Below are 18,874 nucleotides of genomic sequence, written 5' to 3'. Positions count from 1 at the left end.
CACATTTATCCAGCGGCGACCAGGCCCGCTATGGCTGCGGCGAGGTCGTCGGCGGCGGTGTCCACCTCCTCCTGCGTCATGCCCTTGTCGTCGGCGGCGGCCTGGGCCGCGTCGCGTGCGGCGGACAGGGCCGTCCATGACCCGGGCGTCCACTCGGCCTCGGTCAGCGCGGCCGCGTCGTCGAGGCGGACGGCGATTCCGGTCTTGTCGACGACGGCGACGATGAACTGGAGTTCGGCGACGTTGCAGTAGCCGTTGCCGCCGCTGATACGCAGTGCCTCGTAGGCGGCGGGCTCGCTCAGGGTCAGCGTGTTCCAGCCCGCGGCGGGGGTGCCGGTGTTGGCGAAGGTGGTCCAGGTGGCGCCGCCGTCGGTGGAGCCTTGGATCGGCATGCCGGTGGCACGGGAGACCGCGTTCGAGCGCGGGTGGTACCTGACCGAGAGGACTTCGAACGCGGTGCCGTCGGTCGGCAGGACGGTGTCGGTGCAGGACTTGGTGGTCGTGTCGGTGTAAGTGCCGGTGTCGCCGTCGAACATGCGCCAGCCGTTGGCGGCCGCGGCGGTGCCGTCGGCGCTGGCGGTACTGGCCGTGACCCACGTCGGGTCGAGCACGGCGGGGGCCGTGTCGGCGGCCGGGTCGAGGAGGTCCCAGGCGTCGAGCAGGCGGCGCGCGAGCGCGGTCTCGTCGGCGTCGGGCTCACTTGCGGCGGCGCGGACCGCCGCCACCTCCCTGGGGAACAGGATCTGCGACCCTCGGGTGTAGGAGGTCAGGTCGACCGCGTCGGCGCGCGCGAGGATCGGGTCGAGATCGAGTGCGACCGTGCCGTAGACGCGCAGTTCGGTGATGTTGATCCAGTTCGTGTTGGTGATGCGGAGATAGCGGTAGGCGCCTCCGTCCGCGTCGACGTTCTGCCATGCGTAGGTCTTGAACGGGGGATCGGTCAGCGCGGTCCAGTCGCTGAGGTCGTCCGAGCCTTCGAAGACGAGGCCGGGCAGCCGGAGCATGCCGTTGTTGTTGGCGAGCGCCAGGAAGTCGAGCCGGTCCACATCGAACGTGGAGCCTTCCCCGGCGTCCCAGATGAGGCTGTAGGCCCCGTCGACGGGGCCGATGTCCGCGAACGTCGCCGGATTGCCGTCGAGCATGCGGGCGGCCTGGGTCGCCTTGGCCGCGTCGGGTTCCCCGGCGGTGTCGACGACCGTGAAGTCGGCCAGGTCGATGAGGTCGCTCTCGTCGGCGCCGTACAGGTAGGTCCCGTCGGTGGCACCGTGGACGGTCGCGGCGGTGCGCCCCTTGGCGGTGGTGTGGTCGATGGCGACGTCGAGCAGTCCGCTCCCTTCGATCGGGCCGACGGTCCCGGTGGCCGTCCAGTTGCGGCCGTCGTCGCTGGCCGCCGTGAGCTCGCTGCCTCCGACGTCGACGGTCACATCGGTGATCTCGGTACGGCTGGTGAAGGCGACCGTGACCGCATCGCCTTCGGTGACGCGTCCGGAGACGGCGTCCGGCGAGGAGACCGAGACGGTGTCGATGTCGCCGCGCACCTCGGTCCGGTCGCCGTCGATCGCGAGGTTCGCGAAGGACCAGATGCCCGGGTAGGCCGGGTCGGTCGGGATCCCGGGCTCGTCCACCTGGGCTTTGAGGTAGCGGTACTGCTTCCCGCGGTGCTCGTCGACGACGTCGACGCGGTCCCATTCGTTGGTGTTCGCCGCCGGTCGCTCGGTGAGGAGGTCCCAGTGGACGCCGTCGGTGGAGCCGTAGACGTTGGTGCCCTCCATGCGGTTGCCGAAGGTGAACCGCGCTTGGAACGCGAAGCCGTCGACCGTGACCCGGTACTGGGGGCCGAAGTCGTAGACGAACGATGCGGTCCGCAGGTCGCCGATGGAGGTCATGGTGCCGTCGGCGAGGTTGTTCACGCCGGTCGCGTCGAGCCCGGTGGCCTTCACGACGCCGAAGCGGTAGTCGAGCATCCCGTCGAGGCGCGGGTTCAGCAGCTTCAGCGCCTTGACGGCGTCGAGCAGCGCGGTCACCGCCGCTTCGAACTCCTCCTGAGTGCCGTCCTCGGCGGCCTGCTTCGCGGCGTCGAGGGCCGCTCGGTAGGGCTCGCGGGAGACGGTGGTGTAGACGGCGCCGCGGTCGGTCCCGTCCGCGACGATCGCGTCGACGGTCTTGATCCGGTTCTTGGAGACGACCAGTTCGAAGGCCCGGGAGGCGACGGTCTCGCCGTCGTCGGCGGTGATCACGACGTCGTACCGGCCGGACTGGGTCTTGGCCGGGGTCCATTGGAGGAGCCCGGTCGCGGCGTCGAATTCGGCGCCGTCCGGCAGCCCCTGGACCGTGTACGCGACGTTCCCGCCGGTGTCCACGGCGGAGAGGTCGACCGCCCGCTCCTCGCGTGCGGTCAGGTAGAAGGTGGACTCGGTCTGCGCGAACTGGGGGGCGGTCAGATCGGTCGCGGCGGAGAGGATCACGCTGTGCAGGTCGACAGTGTCGCCGGCGGCGCCGGTGAGACGGTAGAAGTGGGTGTTGGATCCGCCCGCGGGATAGGTGATGTACCGCCACTCGCCGCCGGTGTCCGGGAGGTCCCTGACAGCGATGGAGTCGGCGTCGTACTCGTCGGGGTTGATCCCGGAGGCCTCCTCCTTCGTGCGCACTTCGAGTCTCGCGGGACCGTCGCTGCGGTAGCGCAGGCCCAGAACGGCGCCGGTGCCGTACATGAGGCGGCTGACCGCGGTCGTGGTGCCCGCTTCGGAGAGCGTCGCCCGCGCGAAGGTCTCCCCGTCCTCGGTCACCAGTTCGGTGTCCTCGTCCAGGGTCGTGCCGATCCGCTCGAAGGTGAGCGCGGCGTCGTCGGGGACCGGCGTCGGGCCGGTGCCCGCGAGCTCCTCGGGGAAGGCCACCCAGTACTCGGGGTTCTTGTCGCCGGGGCCCCAGAAGTTCGCGACGCCCGTCCCGTAGTAGTAGTACGGTCCGTCCATCCGCGACGCGAGCTCGGCCAGCCAGGGCGCCTCGGTCTCGACGTCCACCCCGCGTTCGTAGGCGTACTCGTAGTACAGCTCGTTGACGGGGTTGAACAGGCGGCCGCGGTACGCCTCGGAGATGGTGCCGTTCCAGCCGTCGCCGCGCTCGTCGGTCCAGGGCATCCACTGCCCCATCATGAATCCGAAGAACGTGTCGGCACCGTCGAGGAGGCGCCGGTCGAGGAAGTCGTAGGCGCTCACGGCGTCCGCGGCGTCGGAGACGGTCCCCGCAGTCGGGTCTACTGTGGTGCCCTGCACTTCGAGCATTCTGGCGAGGCCGGTGAAGTTGTCGATGTTGCACTCGCCGTGCGCCTGGTCGCGGCCCATCTCGCGGACCTGCACGAAGTCGGTGCCGTACGGGTTCAGCGGGTCGTCGGCGTCGATGAGCGGCATCTGCGCGGCCATCGACCCGTTGTCGTAGCCGTCATAGGTCGCATTGACGGTGAACCACTCGACGCCCTTCGCATACCCTTCGGCGTCGTCGGCGTAGATCGCGGTCGCGATGCGCCCGAACAGGCCGAAGTTGTGCTGGTTCATCCACTTCGTGTTCGAGTAGAGGAAGGTCTCCACCACCGGGTTCGCGAAGTTGGTCAACAGGTCGGCGTCGTCCTCTTCGGACCAGATGACGTCGTACCCGCCGTACTCGCCGTGGGTGTCGTCGTCCACGGGCTCGGTGGCGCGGATGATCTCCGCGGCCATGAGGAACTGGTACAGCGGGTGCCCGGTGTGGATGTGCGCATCGGGGAAGTACGCGTACTTGGTCGGGTCCATGCCGCCCCACGTGCGGAGTGCCTGGATCGCGTTGCGCCGGTACACCTCGTCGCCGGTGATCGTCCACATGAGCGCCTGCGTGAGCGCCCCGAAGGAGTCGTTGGTCTCGCGGTACCGCAGGCCCACTTGGGTGAAGGTGGGGTCGAGGGGGACGTCGGGCTGCGCCGCGGACTTGGAGTTCGACGCCCGGTAGGTGGTGGACGCGAACGAGGTGTCGGCCATCGCCGTGAAGTAGGAGGCCCACGGCTCGACCCCGGCGCGGGCCTGGGTCTGCGCGTTCCGCAGGTCCTCGGCGGTCAGGCCGACGCCCGGGTGGACGAAGCCCTCGTCGGAGACGGTCTCGTTGATCGCCACGACGTTCTCGGTGATGAGGTCGCTGTACTCGACCGCCTGCGCGGACTGCTGAGGAAGGGCGACCAGCCCGACCGCGGTCGCGAGGGCGGCGGCGAGCGCCAAGGGGCGCAAGCGCTTTCTCTGTCTGGTGTGTGTCATCGGTTCCTGATTTCAGTGAGGGGGACGGGTGGTCGGAACGGCCGCGGACCGGGCGGGAGCCCGGCCCGCGGGAGGGGATCAGGTCGTGATCTTGAAGGTCGCGTCGGCGTGGCCGCCGCTGTCGATCACGTCGGTGCGGAGCACGTAGTAGGCGTGCCGCACGTACAGAGTCGCGTCGTCATATGCCTGGAACGAGGTCCACGAGGCGTCCGCGAGTCCGGCGACCGCGCGGAAGGTCGCGTCCCCGGCGAACTGGGCCGAACCGTCGTGCTCTTCGAGCTTGAGCACTGAGCCGTTGCGGCGCAGGTAGTAGCCGGGGAGGTTGACCGACTCGAACGACACGCAGTCGTCGGCGCGGTCCGCCAGGCCCGCGGCGACCTGGAACCAGGTGTCCTCGGCGGGGCTCGCGTCGACCGAGATGTTCGCGGCGAATCCGGCGTGCCGCCAGTAGCGGGTCTGGTAGTTGTACGACTGGATCCGGTTGTAGGGCACCGTGGCCCGGCTCCGGCTGTAGAGGAGGGTGCCGAAGCCGAGGGCGTCGTAGCCGCCGGAGGTCGAGCCGTAGTCGCCGCCGCCGCCTTCGGGAGCGATGGAGGCGGCCATTTCCGCCGTGTAGGGCAGGTCGAGACCGCGCCGGGAGTAGTAGTGGTGGTGGATCATGGCCCAGATCGGCCGCACGGTGCCCCGCCCGGCCTCGCCGATGGCGGTCTGTTCGTTGTAGGCGCAGTTGGTGCCCGAGCCCCAGGCGTAGGTGGTGTAGGGCACGGCGTTGCCGAGGTTGTACTTGGCGACGTACTCGGCTGCCTTGGCGAACGCGTTGTCGTCGGCGGAGTAGAGGTCGATCCCCTGGTTCCAGGCGGTCTCCATGAAGGTCGCCATGAGACCGATGCCGAAGACGGCGTGGGCCTGGTCGCGGCCCGACTCCTGCCACTGCGCGAGTCCCTCGTCGTCGTAGGTGAAGGGCACCGCGCCGCGGATGGAGCCGTTGCCGACGCCGTTCCAGAAGTAGTCGAGGACGTCTTCGACGAGTGTGTCGTCGTCGCAGAGGATGCCCATCGCGAGCTCGGCGTTCATGGCGCACAGGTCCCAGTTCGCCCAGTAGTGTGTGGAGCAGGTCCCGTTGTGCACGTTGAGGAATCCGCTGGTCCAGGGATGGAAGACCTCCAGCATCATCGTCTGGAACGCGGCCATGTCGAACCCGGGGGCGTCCCGGATGAGCTCGGCGGCGTTCGCGAACTGGTAGCCCTGGATCCCGGCGCACAGCAGCGCGTCGGTGCTCCCGTTGATCTCGGTGAGCGTCGACGCCCAGGCGTTGCAGATCTCGACGGCGGCGTCGCGGTTGTCGGTGGTGCCGGCGAGGCGCCAGCGCAGCGCGTTCTGGTAGGCGGCGTGGACGTCGCGGTAGAGGACCGGGTAGTTCTGCGTGCCCGAGCCGCCGCGGGTGATCACCGCTGTGGCGCTGGGGGTCCAGGTGGACTGGGAGTGCGAGCTCGCGGTGAGCTTCTGCCAGCCGGAGAGCCAGGGGTCGGACCCGAGGTTCGCGGTGATGTAGGCGAGGTCGGACGCCGTGTGCAGCATGCCCGGGTGCGCCGGGGCCGCGGCGGTCTGCGCCGAGGCCGATCGAATGCCGCCGAGGCCCGCGGCGGTGAGGCCGACGGCGGCGGCGCCTTTGAGCAGGCGGCGTCGAGTGGTGCTGGGGACGGGGAGGACGGAGGGGGGAGACGACATGGTGCTCCTTTGCGCCATGCGGCAGGCGATGCCGGGGGATGCCACCGCGGACCAGTCCAAAGCGTGATCGCTCACGCAAATGGAGGTGTAGAAAACGGTATCTGGACTGTTCACACATGTCAATGCCTTGAGGAGATCATTCTTGAGGCCCCTCAGGACGCGCACTAGCCGAGCGACAGGTGATAATGGGTGCCATGCAGCGACGAGTGACCATCGAGGACATCGCCAAGGAGGCCGGCGTCTCGCGCCAGACCGTGACCCGGGCGATGAACGGGATGCCGCGGATCAGCGAGGCCACGCGGGCCCGCGTCCTGGAGGTCAGCGAGCGGCTCGGCTACCGCCCCAGCCGGTTCGCCGCGAACCTCGCGCGCTCGGCGAAGACCACGACCGTGGCGTTCGTCGTGGACTCCTTCCGCAACCCGTACTACTCCGAGCTCACCGCCGACCTCCTCGACGCCGCCTCGGCGCGCGGCTGGCAGATGACGATCTCCTCGCACGAGGGCGAGTCCGAGACCGCGCTCATCGGCCGCCTCGCGGGCGAGGTCGACGCCGTCGTGGGCTACTTCAGCGCGGACGAGGCCGCGATGGTCACCGCCGCCCGCGGCGCCCCCCTGGTCACCCTGGGACGCACCGCGACCGCAGCAGGCCTGCACTCCGTCGACCTCGACTTCGACACCGCCTTCGCCGGACTCGTCACCGCGCTGCGGGCCAAGGGCTCGCAGCGGTTCGCGCTCCTGGAGAGCCAGCCGCTCGGGACCGCGTACGAGCCGAGCAGCCGCCGCACCGCCTACGAGGGCGCCGTGGACGCGGCCTCGACCGGAGCCGTCATCGTGTGCGAGGCCCCGGCGCAGTCCGTGGACGCGGGCGAACTCGGCTTCGAGCGGCTCATGGAGCGGTTCCCCGAGACCGACACCGTGATCGCCTTCAGCGACCTCATCGCCATGGGCGCACTGCGGGCCGCCCACCGCCTCGGCGTCGACGTCCCCGGCCGGGTGCGGCTGGTCGGCGTCGACGGGCTCTCGCTCGGCGCCGTCACCTCCCCCGCGCTCACCAGCCTGGCGATACTCGGCACGGACTTCACCGGCCAGATCGTTGCCGTGATCGAACGGGCCCTGGCCGAAGACCAGGGCCCGTACGAGCACCGTCTAGCGGTGCCATCCGTCCTTTGGCGCGAGTCCGCCTGAGCCGCAGGCGGTCACGGTCCTGCGAGCGGCAGGATCGGGCCGGTCAGGACCTCCTCGCGGTCGCACACCAGAACCCCGTCGACAACATGCGCTCTGGCGACCTGGATCGAGGTGCGTCGGTGCGCGTACAGGTTGTCGCGCACCGGCGCATCGCGGTGGCGTCCGGGATGGGTGAAGTAGAAGACGAACGCGTCCTCGCCGACCACGACGACGTCCGCGTGCAGGCCGTTCCCACCGTCGTCGGGACCGGTTCCGGAGGCGTCGAGGATGCGGTCCTGCGGTGTCCAGGTCTCAAGGTCGTCAGAGCGCAGGACGCGCAGGCCCCGCCACTCGTCGACGAGCATCCAGTGGGACCCGCCGAGGGTGAACGCGTTCGGGCCCTCGTGCTTAGAGACGGTCACCGCCGGTCCGACCACCGTCCAGTCGTGCAGGTCGGGGCTGTCTGCGCAGTAGGTGTGCGTGCCGTGGTCGTCGTCCTTGAACCACATCCGCCATCCCCCTGAGGGGAGCGGGACGACGCACGCGTCGATGACGTGTCGCGAGTCCAAGTCGAGAGTGGATTCGAAGGTCCAACGCGCCAGATCAGTACTGGTGTAGTGGCGGATCCGCGCATCGGCGCCCCAGCGGGTGGGCACGCCCTCGATGACGCTGACGTACATGTGGAACCGCTCGCCGTCGTCCACGACCTCGGGGGCCCAGTAGGTGTCGCGGCCCCAGCCCGTCGCCAGGCCCTGAGCGGTGCCGCGGTAGACCCAGGTGGCGCCGCCGTCCCTTGAGGAGGCGATGCCGATGTCGGTCCCGTGGACCCACGAGACGTCGTCCACCGGGGGCGCGAGCACGCGGCGGTTGGTGTAGAACATCCACCACTCCCCCGCGGTGCGGTTCCAGATCACGGTGGGGTCGGCCGCGCCGTCGTGGACCGGGTCGCGGAACAGGGGCTTCGGGATCGCGGTCATCAGACTCCTCCGATGGTGATGCACGTCCAGGACATCGGCGGGAGCTCGACCGACACCGTCCCGCCCTCCCGGGCGATCGAGGTGTTCTCGCGCAGCGTCACACGGTCGGGCGCTTCGAGCGTGTTCTTGGCGTGGCGGTCGGTATCCCAGATACCTTGGGCGCGAACCGGACCGTCGACCCCGAGCAGACCGGCGTCGACGGTCAGCGACGCGGATTCCTCCAGGGAGCGGTTGAGGACGAACACGGCGGCGCGGTCCCCGTCGATCGTCGCGACGGCGTCGAGCACGGGCACCTCGCCGTACTTGGCGGTGCTGACGGTCGGCGCGTCGAGGACGCCTTGCAGCGCAGTCCCTCTCGCGAGGCGCGCCGTCGCGGCGAACGGGTGGAACGTGGTCTGGCGCCACGCGGGCCCGCCCGGCTCGGTCATGATCGGGGCGATCACGTTGACCAGCTGCGCGAGGTTCGCGGCCTTGACGCGGTCGGCGTGCTTGAGCAAGGTGATGAGCAGCCCGCCGAATGCGACCGCGTCGGTCACCGAGTACTGGTTCTCCAAGAGGCGCGGGGCCACGGGCCAGGAGGTCACGTCGATCTCGTTCGGGTCCTGGTACCAGATGTTCCACTCGTCGAAGGCGATGTCGATGCGCCGCTTCGACCGCTTGACCGCGCGCACGTGCTCGATGGTGTGGACCACGCTCTCGATGCAGTCCTCCATGTCCGCTCCGGACGCGAGGAAGCTCGCCGTGTCGCCGTCCTCCTCGTGGTAGTACGAGTGGCAGGAGATGTAGTCGATCTGGTCGTACGCGTGCTCCAGGACCGTCCGCTCCCAGACCCCGAAGGTCGGCATCCCGCGCCACGAGGACCCGCACGCCGCGAGCTCCAGGTCGGCGTCGACCGCGCGCATCGCGCGGGCGGTGACCGCGGCGAGCTTCCCGTAGTCGTCGGCGTTCTTCTGCCCGATCTGCCAGTCCCCGTCGAGTTCGTTTCCCAGGCACCACATCCGCACGTCGAAGGGCTCCTCGCGGCCGTTCTTGCGCCGCTCGTCGGCCCGCGCAGTGCCGCCGGGAACGTTCGCGTACTCCAAGAGCTGCAATGCCTCCCGCGTACCGCGGGTGCCCAGGTTCGCCGCGAGCACGAGGTCGGCGCCGACGAGGTCGAGCCAGTCGCTGAACTCGTGCAGGCCGACCTCGTTGGTCTCCAGCGAGTGCCAGGCCAGGTCGAGGCGCCTCGGACGGTCGGCGACCGGGCCGACGCCGTCCTCCCAGTCGTGGCCGGACACGAAGTTCCCGCCCGGATAGCGGACGGCGGTGATCCCGAGTTCGCGCACGAGGCCGACCACGTCGCGGCGGAACCCGTCCGGGCCCGCGGTGGGGTGGCCGGGCTCGTGGATGCCGCCGTAGATGTGGCGGCCCATCTGCTCGACGAAGCCGCCGAAGAGGCGCCGCTCGACCGTCCCGATCGTGAAGTCGGGGTGGAGTTTCAGATTCGCGGAGAACATCAGATCCGTTTCGGAGTAGTGGTCAGCCCTTGACGCTGCCGGCGACGAGGCCGGAGACGATGTGGCGCTGGGCGAAGATGAACAGGACCACCAGCGGCGCGAGCACGATGACGCTGAGGGTCATGAACGCGGGCCAGTCGGTGGTGAACTGCCCGACCGCGCTGTAGACCTGGAGGACCAGGGTCTGCTTGTCGGGCGAGTTGATGAACACGTTCGGGGTGATGAAGTCGTTCCACACCCACATCGCCTGGAACACCCCCACAGTGACCAGGATCGGGCGGATCAGCGGGAGCACGATCGACCAGTAGATGCGGAAGGCGCTCGCCCCGTCGATCCGCGCCGACTCGAACATCTCGGTCGGGATCGTGCGCATGTAGCCGACGATGAGGAAGTAGCAGAAGATCGCACCCGACATGTAGAGGACGATCAGGCCCTCCAGGGTGTCGACCAGTTGCATGCCGGTGAGCATGCGGTACAAGGGGATCAGCGTGGTCTGGCCCGGGACGAGGAACGCGACCAGGCACAGCATGCCGACGAAGGTCATGAACCGCCCGCGGCCGATGAGCATGCCGTAGGCGGCCATGGAGCCGACCAGCAGCATGAGCACGATCGACACGACGCCGACGTACAGGGTGTTGAAGAACGACTGGACGATCGGCAGGCTCTCGAAGACCTCGGCGTAGTTCGAGAAGTCCGGGCTCGACGGCAGTGCGAGCGGGCTCGCGGAGACCTCGGGCTGGGTCTTGAACGTGTTGACCAGGATGTAGTAGAAGGGGATCGCGACGACGCCGGCGATGGGGAGCATCAGGATACTCAGGAGGATGCTGCGCAGGCTTCTCATGAGAACCGGGCCTCCAGACGGCGGGACAGGGCGAGCTGGGCGACGATGATGAGCCCGACCGCCAGGAAGAACACCACGCTGAGGGCTGACGCCTTGCCGACCTCGCCTTGGGCGATGCCGTTCTCGATGATCGACTGCGTCAACGTGCGGGTGGCGAACCCCGGACCGCCGCCGGTGAGGGTGTACGGCAGGTCGTAGACCTTGAGTCCGCCGGTGAGCAGGAGCAGCTGGCTGATGGTGATCGCCGGGGTGAGCAGCGGGAGCGTCAGGTGCCGGAACCGCTGCCAGCGCGAGGCGCCGTCGATGCTCGCAGCCTCGTAGAACTCCGAGGGGATCGCCTGGAGGTAGGCGAGGTAGAGCACCGCATGCCAGCCGGTGCCGCTCCACACGGCGACGGCGACGACGCTGAACTTCGCGAGGGTCGGCTCGGCGAGCCAGGCGACCGGCTGTGCGCCGAACCAGCCGATCACCGAGTTGATGACCCCGGACCCCAAGGGCGCGAGGATGAACCCCCACACCAGGCCGAGGATCGCGACGCTGACCACGGAGGGGAAGAAGAACACGGAGCGGACGAGGTTGCGGCCGAAGAACTTCTGGTTCAGGATGAGCGCGAGCGGGATCGCCAGGACCGTGATGGCCACGGTGGTCGCGACCGTGAACAGCAGAGTGAACCCGAGTGCGGCGAGCATCGAGGTGTCCTGCCAGATCGTGGTGTAGTTCTCGAATCCGACGAAGTTCACGTCGGTGGAGTAGCCGTTGAAGTCGGTGAGGCTGTAGTAGAACGAGTACACCAGTGGAACGGCGAACAGCACCACGAAGACGACGATGACCGGCAGCGTGAACAGGTACGGCTCGATGCCGCGGCGGCGCAGGCGCTCCAGGCGCGTGGGCTGGGGGGCGGCTTGCCTGATCACCGGTCGCGGTGGGGCGGTGGCGGTGCCCATGTCGGGGTCTCCTCTCTGAGACGGGTCGCCGGGGCGGGCTGCCTCCCGCCCCGGCCGGGCGGCTACCGGAGGGACGCGAGCTTCGCGTCCATCGCCTTGCCGACGTCGACGGGCTCGATATCGCCGGTGGCGAGCTGCTGGGTGAGGGCGTTGGCCTCGGTGGAGAGCGCGTCGTTGTTGTCGATCCAGCTGACCGCGGGCAGGTAGTACTCGCCGTCCTGGACCGCCGTGACGAGGTCGCCGAGCTGCGCGGGCAGATCGGGCTCGTAGTCCTTGACGGTGGAGATGAACTGGTTGGCCTGCTGGTAGAAGCTCACCCCCGGCTCGGTGGACATCCACTCGATGAAGACCTTCGCGGCGTCGGGGTTCTTCGCCTTCACGTTGATGGCGAGCCCTGGCGAGACCGCACCGGACCAGTACGGCTCGCCGGCGGAGCCGGGGACGGCTTCGAACCGGAAGTCCAGGTCGGGCGCGCCGTTGCTGATGCCGCTGATGCCCCATGAGCCGGTGGTCATGACGGCCAGGCGGCCCTGCTGGAACTCGGGGAGCACCACGTCGCCGGTCAGACCGGCCGCGGAGGTGTCGAGGATGCCCTCCTCGAAGAGCCGGTACCAGGCCTTGACCGCGGGGGTCCACGCCTCCTCGAAGGTGAGGTCGCCGTCCCAGATCTGCTGGTCCATGGTGCCGCCGTGGACGACGTTCTGCTGTCCGAGCAGGGCGCAGAACGTGTCGGTCATGCCGACGACCGCTTCGAGGTAGGGGACGGTGCCGTCGGCTTTGAGCTGCTTGCAGAGGTCGAGGAATCCGTCCCAGTCGGCCGGGAACTCGCCGGGGACGAGGTCGCGGTTGACGACCATGCCGCCGGCCCAGGACGAGATGGCCGAGCCGTAGAGCTTGCCGTCGCGCGAGTACGTCTCGACGGCGGTCTCGTTGAGGTTGGAGGCCCACGGTTCGCCGGACTGGTCCTGGACGAAGGCGCCGTCCATGAGCTGCTTCTTGTTCTCGGCGGTGATGATGAAGACGTCCGTGGCGCTGTTGGAGCCCAACTGCGTCTGGAGCTTCTGGATGTACCCGGCCACGGGCGCGGCGTACTGGACTTCGACGTGGTAGTCGGGATTGTCCTTCTCGAACTGCTCGATCACCGGGCCCATCACTTCGGCGTTGTCCCAGGACAGGAACGTGATCTTGTTCGGGTCGTCCTCGCCCGAGCAGGCGGCGAGGGCTCCGGCCACCGGGGCGGCGACCGCGGTCGCAGCGGCGATCCGCCCGAGGGACCGGCGGGTGAGCCGGGTGGCGGTGGAAGGCGACATTGCGCTTCTCCTTAGGGATCGTAGGGGTTCTCGTTGCAGGTAGATGAAGGAATGAATACTTGCGTGATCGCTCACGCAATGGTTACCATAGCACCGCCCGGGACCGGGTACCACCGGATCGACGAACAGGAGGCGGCATGTACTTCGGCGGCGACTACAACCCCGAGCAGTGGCCCGAGGAGGTGTGGGACGAGGACGTCCGCCTCATGCGCGAGGCGCGCGTCAACCTGGTGAGCGTCGGGATCTTCGCCTGGGCGCGGCTCCAGCCCGACGAGGGCGAGTTCGACTTCGACTGGCTCGACCGCCTCCTCGGCAAGCTCCACGACGGCGGCATCGGCGTCGACCTCGCGACGGCCACCGCCTCCCCGCCGACCTGGCTCGTGCGCCGCTACCCCGACGTCCTCCCGGTCACCGAGACCGGGACCGTCCTCGGCCCCGGCAGCCGCCAGCACTACGCCCCGACCTCACCGGACTACCGGCGCCTCGCCTCGGAGCTGGCGACCGCGCTCGGGCACCGCTACGCCGACCATCCCGCGGTGGTGATGTGGCACGTGAACAACGAGTACGCCTGCCATGTGCGCGCCGACTACTCCGAGCACGCCGCCCGCGCCTTCCGCGCCTGGCTGGCCGACCGCTACGGCGGCGTCGACGCGCTCAACGACGCATGGGGCACGGCCTTCTGGTCCCAGCACTACAACGACTTCGACGAGGTCAGACCCCCGCGGGCCTCACCGACCACCCAGAATCCCTCGCTCATGCTCGACTGGCGGCGCTTCACCTCCGACTCGGTCCTGGACCTGTACCGGATGGAACGCGACGCGCTCCGCGCCGCCGGGGCGACCCAGCCGATCACCACGAACTTCATGGGCGCCTTCCCTGCGATGGACTACTGGGCCTGGGCAGCCGAGGTCGACCTCGTCTCCCACGACGGCTATCCCGATCCGCGCGAGCCCGACGCGCACCGCCACGCCGCCTTCGCGGCCGACCTCATGCGGTCCCTGCGACCGGACCGGCCGTGGCTGCTGATGGAGCAGGCGCCGAACGCGGTCCAGTGGAGGCCGAACAACGCCGCCAAGGCACCGGGCCAGATGGCCGCCTGGAGCGAGCAGGCCGTCGCCCGCGGCGCCGACGCGGTGATGTACTTCCAATGGCGCCAATCGCGAAGCGGCGCGGAGAAGTTCCACTCCGCGATGCTCCCCCACTCCGGAACCCGGTCGCGCACCTGGACGGAGATCGCCGCACTGGGCGCCGACCTGGAAGACCGGGAACCGGCGTCGCCGCCACCGGGAGCGGTCGCGATCGTGTTCGACTGGGAGAACTGGTGGGCGCTCACCCAGCCGGACCTTCCCGCCGACATCGACTACCAGGCCGAGGTCTTCGCCTGGTACACCGCGCTGCACGAGCGCCACGTCCAGGTGAGCTTCGTGCGCGCCGACGCCGACCTGTCGGCGTTCCGCCTGGTCATCGCACCGGCGCTGTACCTGCTCACCGCAGACGGCGCCGCCTCGCTCACACGGTTCGTCGACACCGGCGGCACCCTCGTGACGACCGCGTTCACCGACATCGCCGACGAGCACGACCGCCTCCGTCCCGGCGGGTACGGCACCCAGACCGCCGCCGTCCTCGGCGGGCAGCCGGTCGACTTCTTCGGGGTCCTGCCGCAGGACGGACTCGTCGCGCGGGCGAGCGGCACCGAGTTCGCGGTCAGGACCATGATCGAGGAGTTCGATCTCGACGGCGGCCACGTCCTCGCCCGCACCGCCGACGGCGAGCCCGTGCTCATCCGCAACGAGGCCGGTACTGGCTCCTCGCTCCACCTGGCCTGCTTCACCGACCGGGCCGGCATCGACTTCACGCTCGACCGGGCGCTGGAATCAGCCCGGGTCGAACCGGTCGTCAAGGACCTCGACCCCGCCGTCGAAGCCGTCGCCACCGCGCACGGCGTCACCCTCGTCAACCAGTCCCGCCGACCCGTCGACGTCGCGACCGGACTCCACTCGTTCCGGCTGGCCCCGTTCGAGACCCGCCACCTCCCCAAGTGACCCGCGAAACCGACAGGAAGCACCCGATGCGCGATACCGACCACCCGAACGCCCGCGACCTCACCGGATCCGGACGGCTCCTCGTGGGCGCCAACTACCACCCGCACGACAGCGACCCCGAGACCTGGCGGCGCGACGCCGCGATGATGCGGGATGCGGGTCTGCGGATCGTCCGCATGGGCCACCTCGCCTGGGACACCTTCGAGCCCGAGGACGGCGAGTTCCGCTTCGACTGGTTCGACGAGGCCATGGACCTCATGCACGAGCACGGCATCGGCGTGATCCTCGACATCGCCGTCCGCCCCGCGCCCCTGTGGCTCCACCGCAAGCACCCGGGCATCGGCGTCGTCGACCCCGAAGGGACGAGCCGGTACCCCAACCACCGCTACACCGAGGACGCCGGGGACCCGCACTTCCGCGAACACGCCGTCCGCTTCGCCGACCGCCTCACCAGCCGCTACGCCGACCACCCCGCGCTCGCCGCGTTCGGCGTCGACAACGAACCCGGCGACGGCCCGATCTCCTACTCCCCCACTGCGCTCGCCCGCTTCAAGACCTGGCTCAAGGCCAAGTACGGCGACGTCGAGGGGCTGAACCGCGCTTGGGCGAGCCAGCGCTGGTCGCGCCGGGTCGGCGACTTCGAGGAGGTCGGCCTCCCGCGACCGGGCGTGGCCGGCGGCGCACCCGAGCGCGCACTGGACTTCCGCCGCTTCGTCTCCGACGAGATGAACGGCTACCTCGCGGCCCTGCTCGACGTCGTCGACGCCAACGCGCCGGGCATGCTGACCACCTCGAACATGTGGTACTACGGCGAAAGCAAGCACTTCGACTGGGCGGCAGGGGCGTACGCGGGCCGCCTGACGCGTCCGGGGAACGGCTTCTACCCCAGCGGGTCTCTCATGGACACCGAGAGCGTCCGAGACGCGCTCTTCGGGATCGCCCGCATCCGCTACGAGCAGGACGAGCCGTTCTGGTGCACGGAGTTCACGACGATGACCGCCGCACCAGGCTCGATCCGCCGCTCCGCCTACGCGACCCTCATGCTCGGCAACCAGCTGGTGTGCGGGTGGACCTGGCAGACCATGCACGCGGGCGAGGAGCAGTTCCTCCAGGGCCTGGTCGACTGGGACGGCGAGCCGACCCGGAAGCTCGACGAATACCGTCGGATCGCCGCCGAGTTCGCGGCGATCGAGGCCCTCGGCTTCCCGTACCGCCCGAAGGCCGAGATCGCGATCGCCCTCGACTTCGCCAGCCAGATCGCCGGCGCGCCCCTGCCCGAACGCCACGACGACCAGGCGCTCACCGCGTTCCGGGCCGTGCTGGACCGGAACCTGGACGTGCGCATCGTCGACCTCGACGAGTCCGAACTCGAATACGAGATCCTCATCGTCCCGGGCGTCCTCCTACTGGAGGACCGGGCGGCCGAGGCGATCCGCCGCTTCGTCGCGCGCGGCGGCACCGTGATCATGACGTCCGACTCCGCGACGCTCGATGCGAACGGCCGGGCGTTCCGACACACCAGGCCCGGCGGCCTCGCCGACGTCTTCGGCATCCGCGTCGGCGGGTACGAGGAGCCCCGGCTTCTGGGCGAGTTCGCGAACGGCCGCAAGGGGACCGACGAGGTGCAGGTGATCCTTGACGAACGCCCGCTCCGAACCGGGTCGCCGCGCTTCGATCTGATCGAACCCCGCGGCGCCGCGGTCCGGGGCACCCTCGAAGGCTTGGACCGCCCGTATCCCGCGGTCACCGCGCACCGGTACGGCGAGGGCACCGCCGTCTACATCGGCCTGCCCGCCCGCCCCGACGTCCTCGGCGCGGTCCTGGACGCGGAGGTCGAGCGCCTCGGAGTGCGCACCGGCCCGATCGTGCCCAAGGGCGTCATGGCCCGCGCGGTCACCGACCGGCACCGCCTCTACCTCAACCTCGACGGCGAGCCGAAGCGGATCGAGCTGCCGCGCCCTGGGAGAGGAGTCCTGTCCGGACGGCACTTCGAGGGGTCCTTCACGCTCGGCCCCTGGGACGCCGAGCTCGTCGAGCTCGACGAGTCCGCTTGATCCGGGCGCAGAGCAGAGCAGACACGGCGCCCCGGTCCCGTGCTCAGCTCCGGGCTTTGACCAGTCCCGTGTCGTAGGCGGTGATGACCGCCTGGATGCGGTCCCGCGCGCCGATCTTGGCGAGGACCCTGCCGACGTGCTTCTTCACCGTCGACTCGGTCAAGTGCAGCGTCTCGGTGATCTCCGCGTTGGACAGTCCCCGGCCGATGAGCCCGAGCACTTCGAGTTCACGGTCGGTGAGGTCCGCCAGGCGCGGGTCGGTGCCGGAGGCGTCAGGGGCCGGGGCGAGCACTTGGTGGGCGTAGGCGTCGAGGAGGCGCCGGGTCAGGCTCGGGGCGACGACGGCGTCGCCGGAGGCGACGGCGCGGACGCCGGCCACCAGCTCCTCGGGGCGGGCGTCCTTGAGGAGGAAGCCGCTGGCCCCGGCCCGCAGGCCGTCGTAGGCGTACTCGTCGAGGTCGAACGTGGTGAGGATGAGGACGCGGGTGCGCCCGCCCGCGGCGGTGATGCGGCGGGTCGCCTCCAAGCCGTCCATACCGGGCATGCGGATGTCCATCAGCACCACGTCGGGCCGCAGGTGCGCGGACATCCGCACCGCCTCGGAGCCGTTCACGGCCTCGCCCACCGGCTCCAGGCCGTCGGTGCCTTCGAGGAGCATGTGGAGGCCGAGGCGCTGCATCGGCTGGTCGTCGGCGACCAGGACGGTGATCATGACGGGTGTGCTCCGTTCATAGGGACGGGTGCGGCGTCGCCGCGGTCCAGGACCACGTCGACCTCCCAGCCCGCGCCGTGCCCGCGCGGGCCGATGGTGGCCGCCCCTCCGTAGAGCGCGGCGCGCTGGCGGATGCCGATGAGGCCGTGGCCGGGATCGCCGCCGGTCTTGTCTCCGGTTGGGGCCGTGCCGGTGTCGGTGATGCTGATGTGGACTCGGTCGGAGTCGGCGGACAGCGCGACCCCGGCCGTCGCGGACGGTCCGGCGTGTTTGAGGGTGTTGGTCAAGGCTTCCTGGACGATGCGGTACACCGTCAGCTGGATCCCCGAGCCGAGCAGGTGGAGCGGGCCGGAGGTCCGGTAGGTGACCGTGAGGCCGGCGGCGCGGACGCGTTCGAGCAGGGCGTCGAGGTCGGCGACGCCAGGTTGCGGAGTCAGGGAGCGGGGGTCGCGGCCGTCGGCGCGCAGGACTCCGAGGACCCGGCGCAGCTCGTCCATGGCTTCCCTGCCGGTGTCCCCGAGCATCCGCAGCGCCCCTGCGGACGGCTCGCCCCGCTTGTCGGCGAGCGTCGCGGCCCCGTCTGCGAGCGTGACCATGACGGAGAGGTTGTGGCCGAGGATGTCGTGCATCTCGCGGGCGATGCGCGAGCGCTCGGTGGAGGCGATGAGCCGTTCGCGCTGGTCGCGTTCGACTTCGAGCTGCCGGGCGCGCTCTTCGAGGGCCTCGGTGTAGAGCCTGCGGATGCGCACCGCCAGGCCTAGGGCGCCCGCGGCGGTCACGGTGCCGAGCATGAAGAACAGGCCCAGCATCGGCTGCTCGACCTCGCGCACCACGGTGACCACGATGACGGTCTGGACGACGACGATCGCGGTCACCCAGGCGAGGACCCGCAGCCGGCCCCGGGAGGCCAGGGAGTAGAGGGCGATGAGGACGCTGATCGCCGCGGGCTGCCACAGGCCGATCGTCCACTGGGCGAAGACGATGAAGGACGCGACGAGGGCGACGGCGCCCGGATGGCGCCTGCGCCACCACAGCACCCCCACCAGTGCGGCGGTGAACGCGTACGGCACGAACCCGGGCAGCTCGGCGCGGGCGTCGATGCCTGGCTGGAACGGGCCCTCGCTGGTGCCGCCGAGGACGAGTTCGGGGAGTGCGACCACGGCGACGAAGGCCATCACGAGCAGGTCGAGCACCCAGGGACGGCGCCTGTCGAAGTCCCGCAGGCGCTGCTGGGCACCGAGGAGTCGGTCCAGCGGCACGTGCGCGTCCAGCGAGCCGGGCCCCGGGGGCGCCCCCAGGGCCTCGACTGCGGGTTCGGGACTCATGGTCC

12 protein-coding genes are annotated in these 18,874 nt (G+C 69.9%); 3 read left to right on the top strand and 9 right to left on the bottom strand.

Annotated elements, in window-relative coordinates:
* Positions 1–5: 5 nt before the first annotated feature.
* Both AB0A65_RS11015 and AB0A65_RS11010 read right to left on the bottom strand, forming a co-directional pair.
* Complete coding sequence (locus AB0A65_RS11015) at positions 6–4,277, bottom strand: putative Ig domain-containing protein (protein WP_359949805.1); 4,272 nt, start codon at positions 4,275–4,277, stop codon at positions 6–8.
* Positions 4,278–4,355: 78 nt separating this feature from the next.
* Positions 4,356–6,005: an AbfB domain-containing protein gene (locus AB0A65_RS11010; protein WP_359949802.1), complete on the bottom strand. Its 1,650-nt coding sequence runs from the start codon at positions 6,003–6,005 to the stop codon at positions 4,356–4,358.
* 194 nt (positions 6,006–6,199) lie between these two features.
* Between AB0A65_RS11010 and AB0A65_RS11005 the strand changes: the two genes are divergently transcribed.
* Positions 6,200–7,189 carry a LacI family DNA-binding transcriptional regulator gene (locus AB0A65_RS11005; protein WP_359949799.1) on the top strand — a complete coding sequence of 330 codons (990 nt, stop codon included), beginning with the start codon at positions 6,200–6,202 and terminating at the stop codon, positions 7,187–7,189.
* Positions 7,190–7,200: 11 nt separating this feature from the next.
* Here the strand turns inward: AB0A65_RS11005 and AB0A65_RS11000 are convergent, their stop codons facing one another.
* The 5 genes from AB0A65_RS11000 to AB0A65_RS10980 all read right to left on the bottom strand — a co-directional run bounded on the left by AB0A65_RS11000 (position 7,201) and on the right by AB0A65_RS10980 (position 12,736).
* Entirely contained in the window at positions 7,201–8,145 is a 945-nt protein-coding gene (locus tag AB0A65_RS11000; RefSeq protein ID WP_359949796.1) for a glycosyl hydrolase, read from the bottom strand.
* Positions 8,145–9,641 carry an alpha-N-arabinofuranosidase gene (locus AB0A65_RS10995; RefSeq protein ID WP_359949793.1) on the bottom strand — a complete coding sequence of 499 codons (1,497 nt, stop codon included), beginning with the start codon at positions 9,639–9,641 and terminating at the stop codon, positions 8,145–8,147. Before AB0A65_RS10995 ends, AB0A65_RS11000 begins: the two co-directional genes overlap by 1 nt.
* A gap of 22 nt (positions 9,642–9,663) precedes the next feature.
* Positions 9,664–10,446, bottom strand: coding sequence for a carbohydrate ABC transporter permease (locus AB0A65_RS10990; protein ID WP_359949790.1), 783 nt, complete (start codon positions 10,444–10,446; stop codon positions 9,664–9,666).
* A 32-nt stretch (positions 10,447–10,478) separates the two neighbouring features.
* Complete coding sequence (locus AB0A65_RS10985; RefSeq protein WP_359949787.1) at positions 10,479–11,426, bottom strand: sugar ABC transporter permease; 948 nt, start codon at positions 11,424–11,426, stop codon at positions 10,479–10,481.
* Between the two features lie 62 nt (positions 11,427–11,488).
* Entirely contained in the window at positions 11,489–12,736 is a 1,248-nt protein-coding gene (locus AB0A65_RS10980) for an extracellular solute-binding protein (RefSeq protein WP_359949784.1), read from the bottom strand.
* Positions 12,737–12,873: 137 nt separating this feature from the next.
* Here AB0A65_RS10980 and AB0A65_RS10975 point away from each other — a divergent pair, with 137 nt between their 5' ends.
* Together AB0A65_RS10975 and AB0A65_RS10970 are read left to right on the top strand one after the other, a co-directional pair.
* Positions 12,874–14,778 (top strand): beta-galactosidase, encoded by a 1,905-nt coding sequence (locus tag AB0A65_RS10975; protein WP_359949781.1) that lies wholly within the window; start codon positions 12,874–12,876, stop codon positions 14,776–14,778.
* A 26-nt stretch (positions 14,779–14,804) separates the two neighbouring features.
* Positions 14,805–16,832 (top strand): beta-galactosidase, encoded by a 2,028-nt coding sequence (locus tag AB0A65_RS10970; protein WP_359949778.1) that lies wholly within the window; start codon positions 14,805–14,807, stop codon positions 16,830–16,832.
* Between the two features lie 43 nt (positions 16,833–16,875).
* On the opposite strand, the gene AB0A65_RS10965 is transcribed toward AB0A65_RS10970, so the two are convergent.
* Positions 16,876–17,544 (bottom strand): response regulator transcription factor, encoded by a 669-nt coding sequence (locus tag AB0A65_RS10965; protein WP_359949775.1) that lies wholly within the window; start codon positions 17,542–17,544, stop codon positions 16,876–16,878.
* Complete coding sequence (locus AB0A65_RS10960; RefSeq protein ID WP_359949772.1) at positions 17,541–18,869, bottom strand: histidine kinase; 1,329 nt, start codon at positions 18,867–18,869, stop codon at positions 17,541–17,543. The genes AB0A65_RS10965 and AB0A65_RS10960 overlap by 4 nt, the downstream gene beginning before the upstream one ends.
* Between the last annotated feature and the right edge of the window lie 5 nt (positions 18,870–18,874).

The sequence above is a fragment of the Glycomyces sp. NPDC047010 genome (assembly GCF_040644205.1).
Taxonomy (GTDB): domain Bacteria; phylum Actinomycetota; class Actinomycetes; order Mycobacteriales; family Micromonosporaceae; genus Glycomyces.
This window is presented reverse-complemented; position numbering and strand designations above follow the sequence as displayed.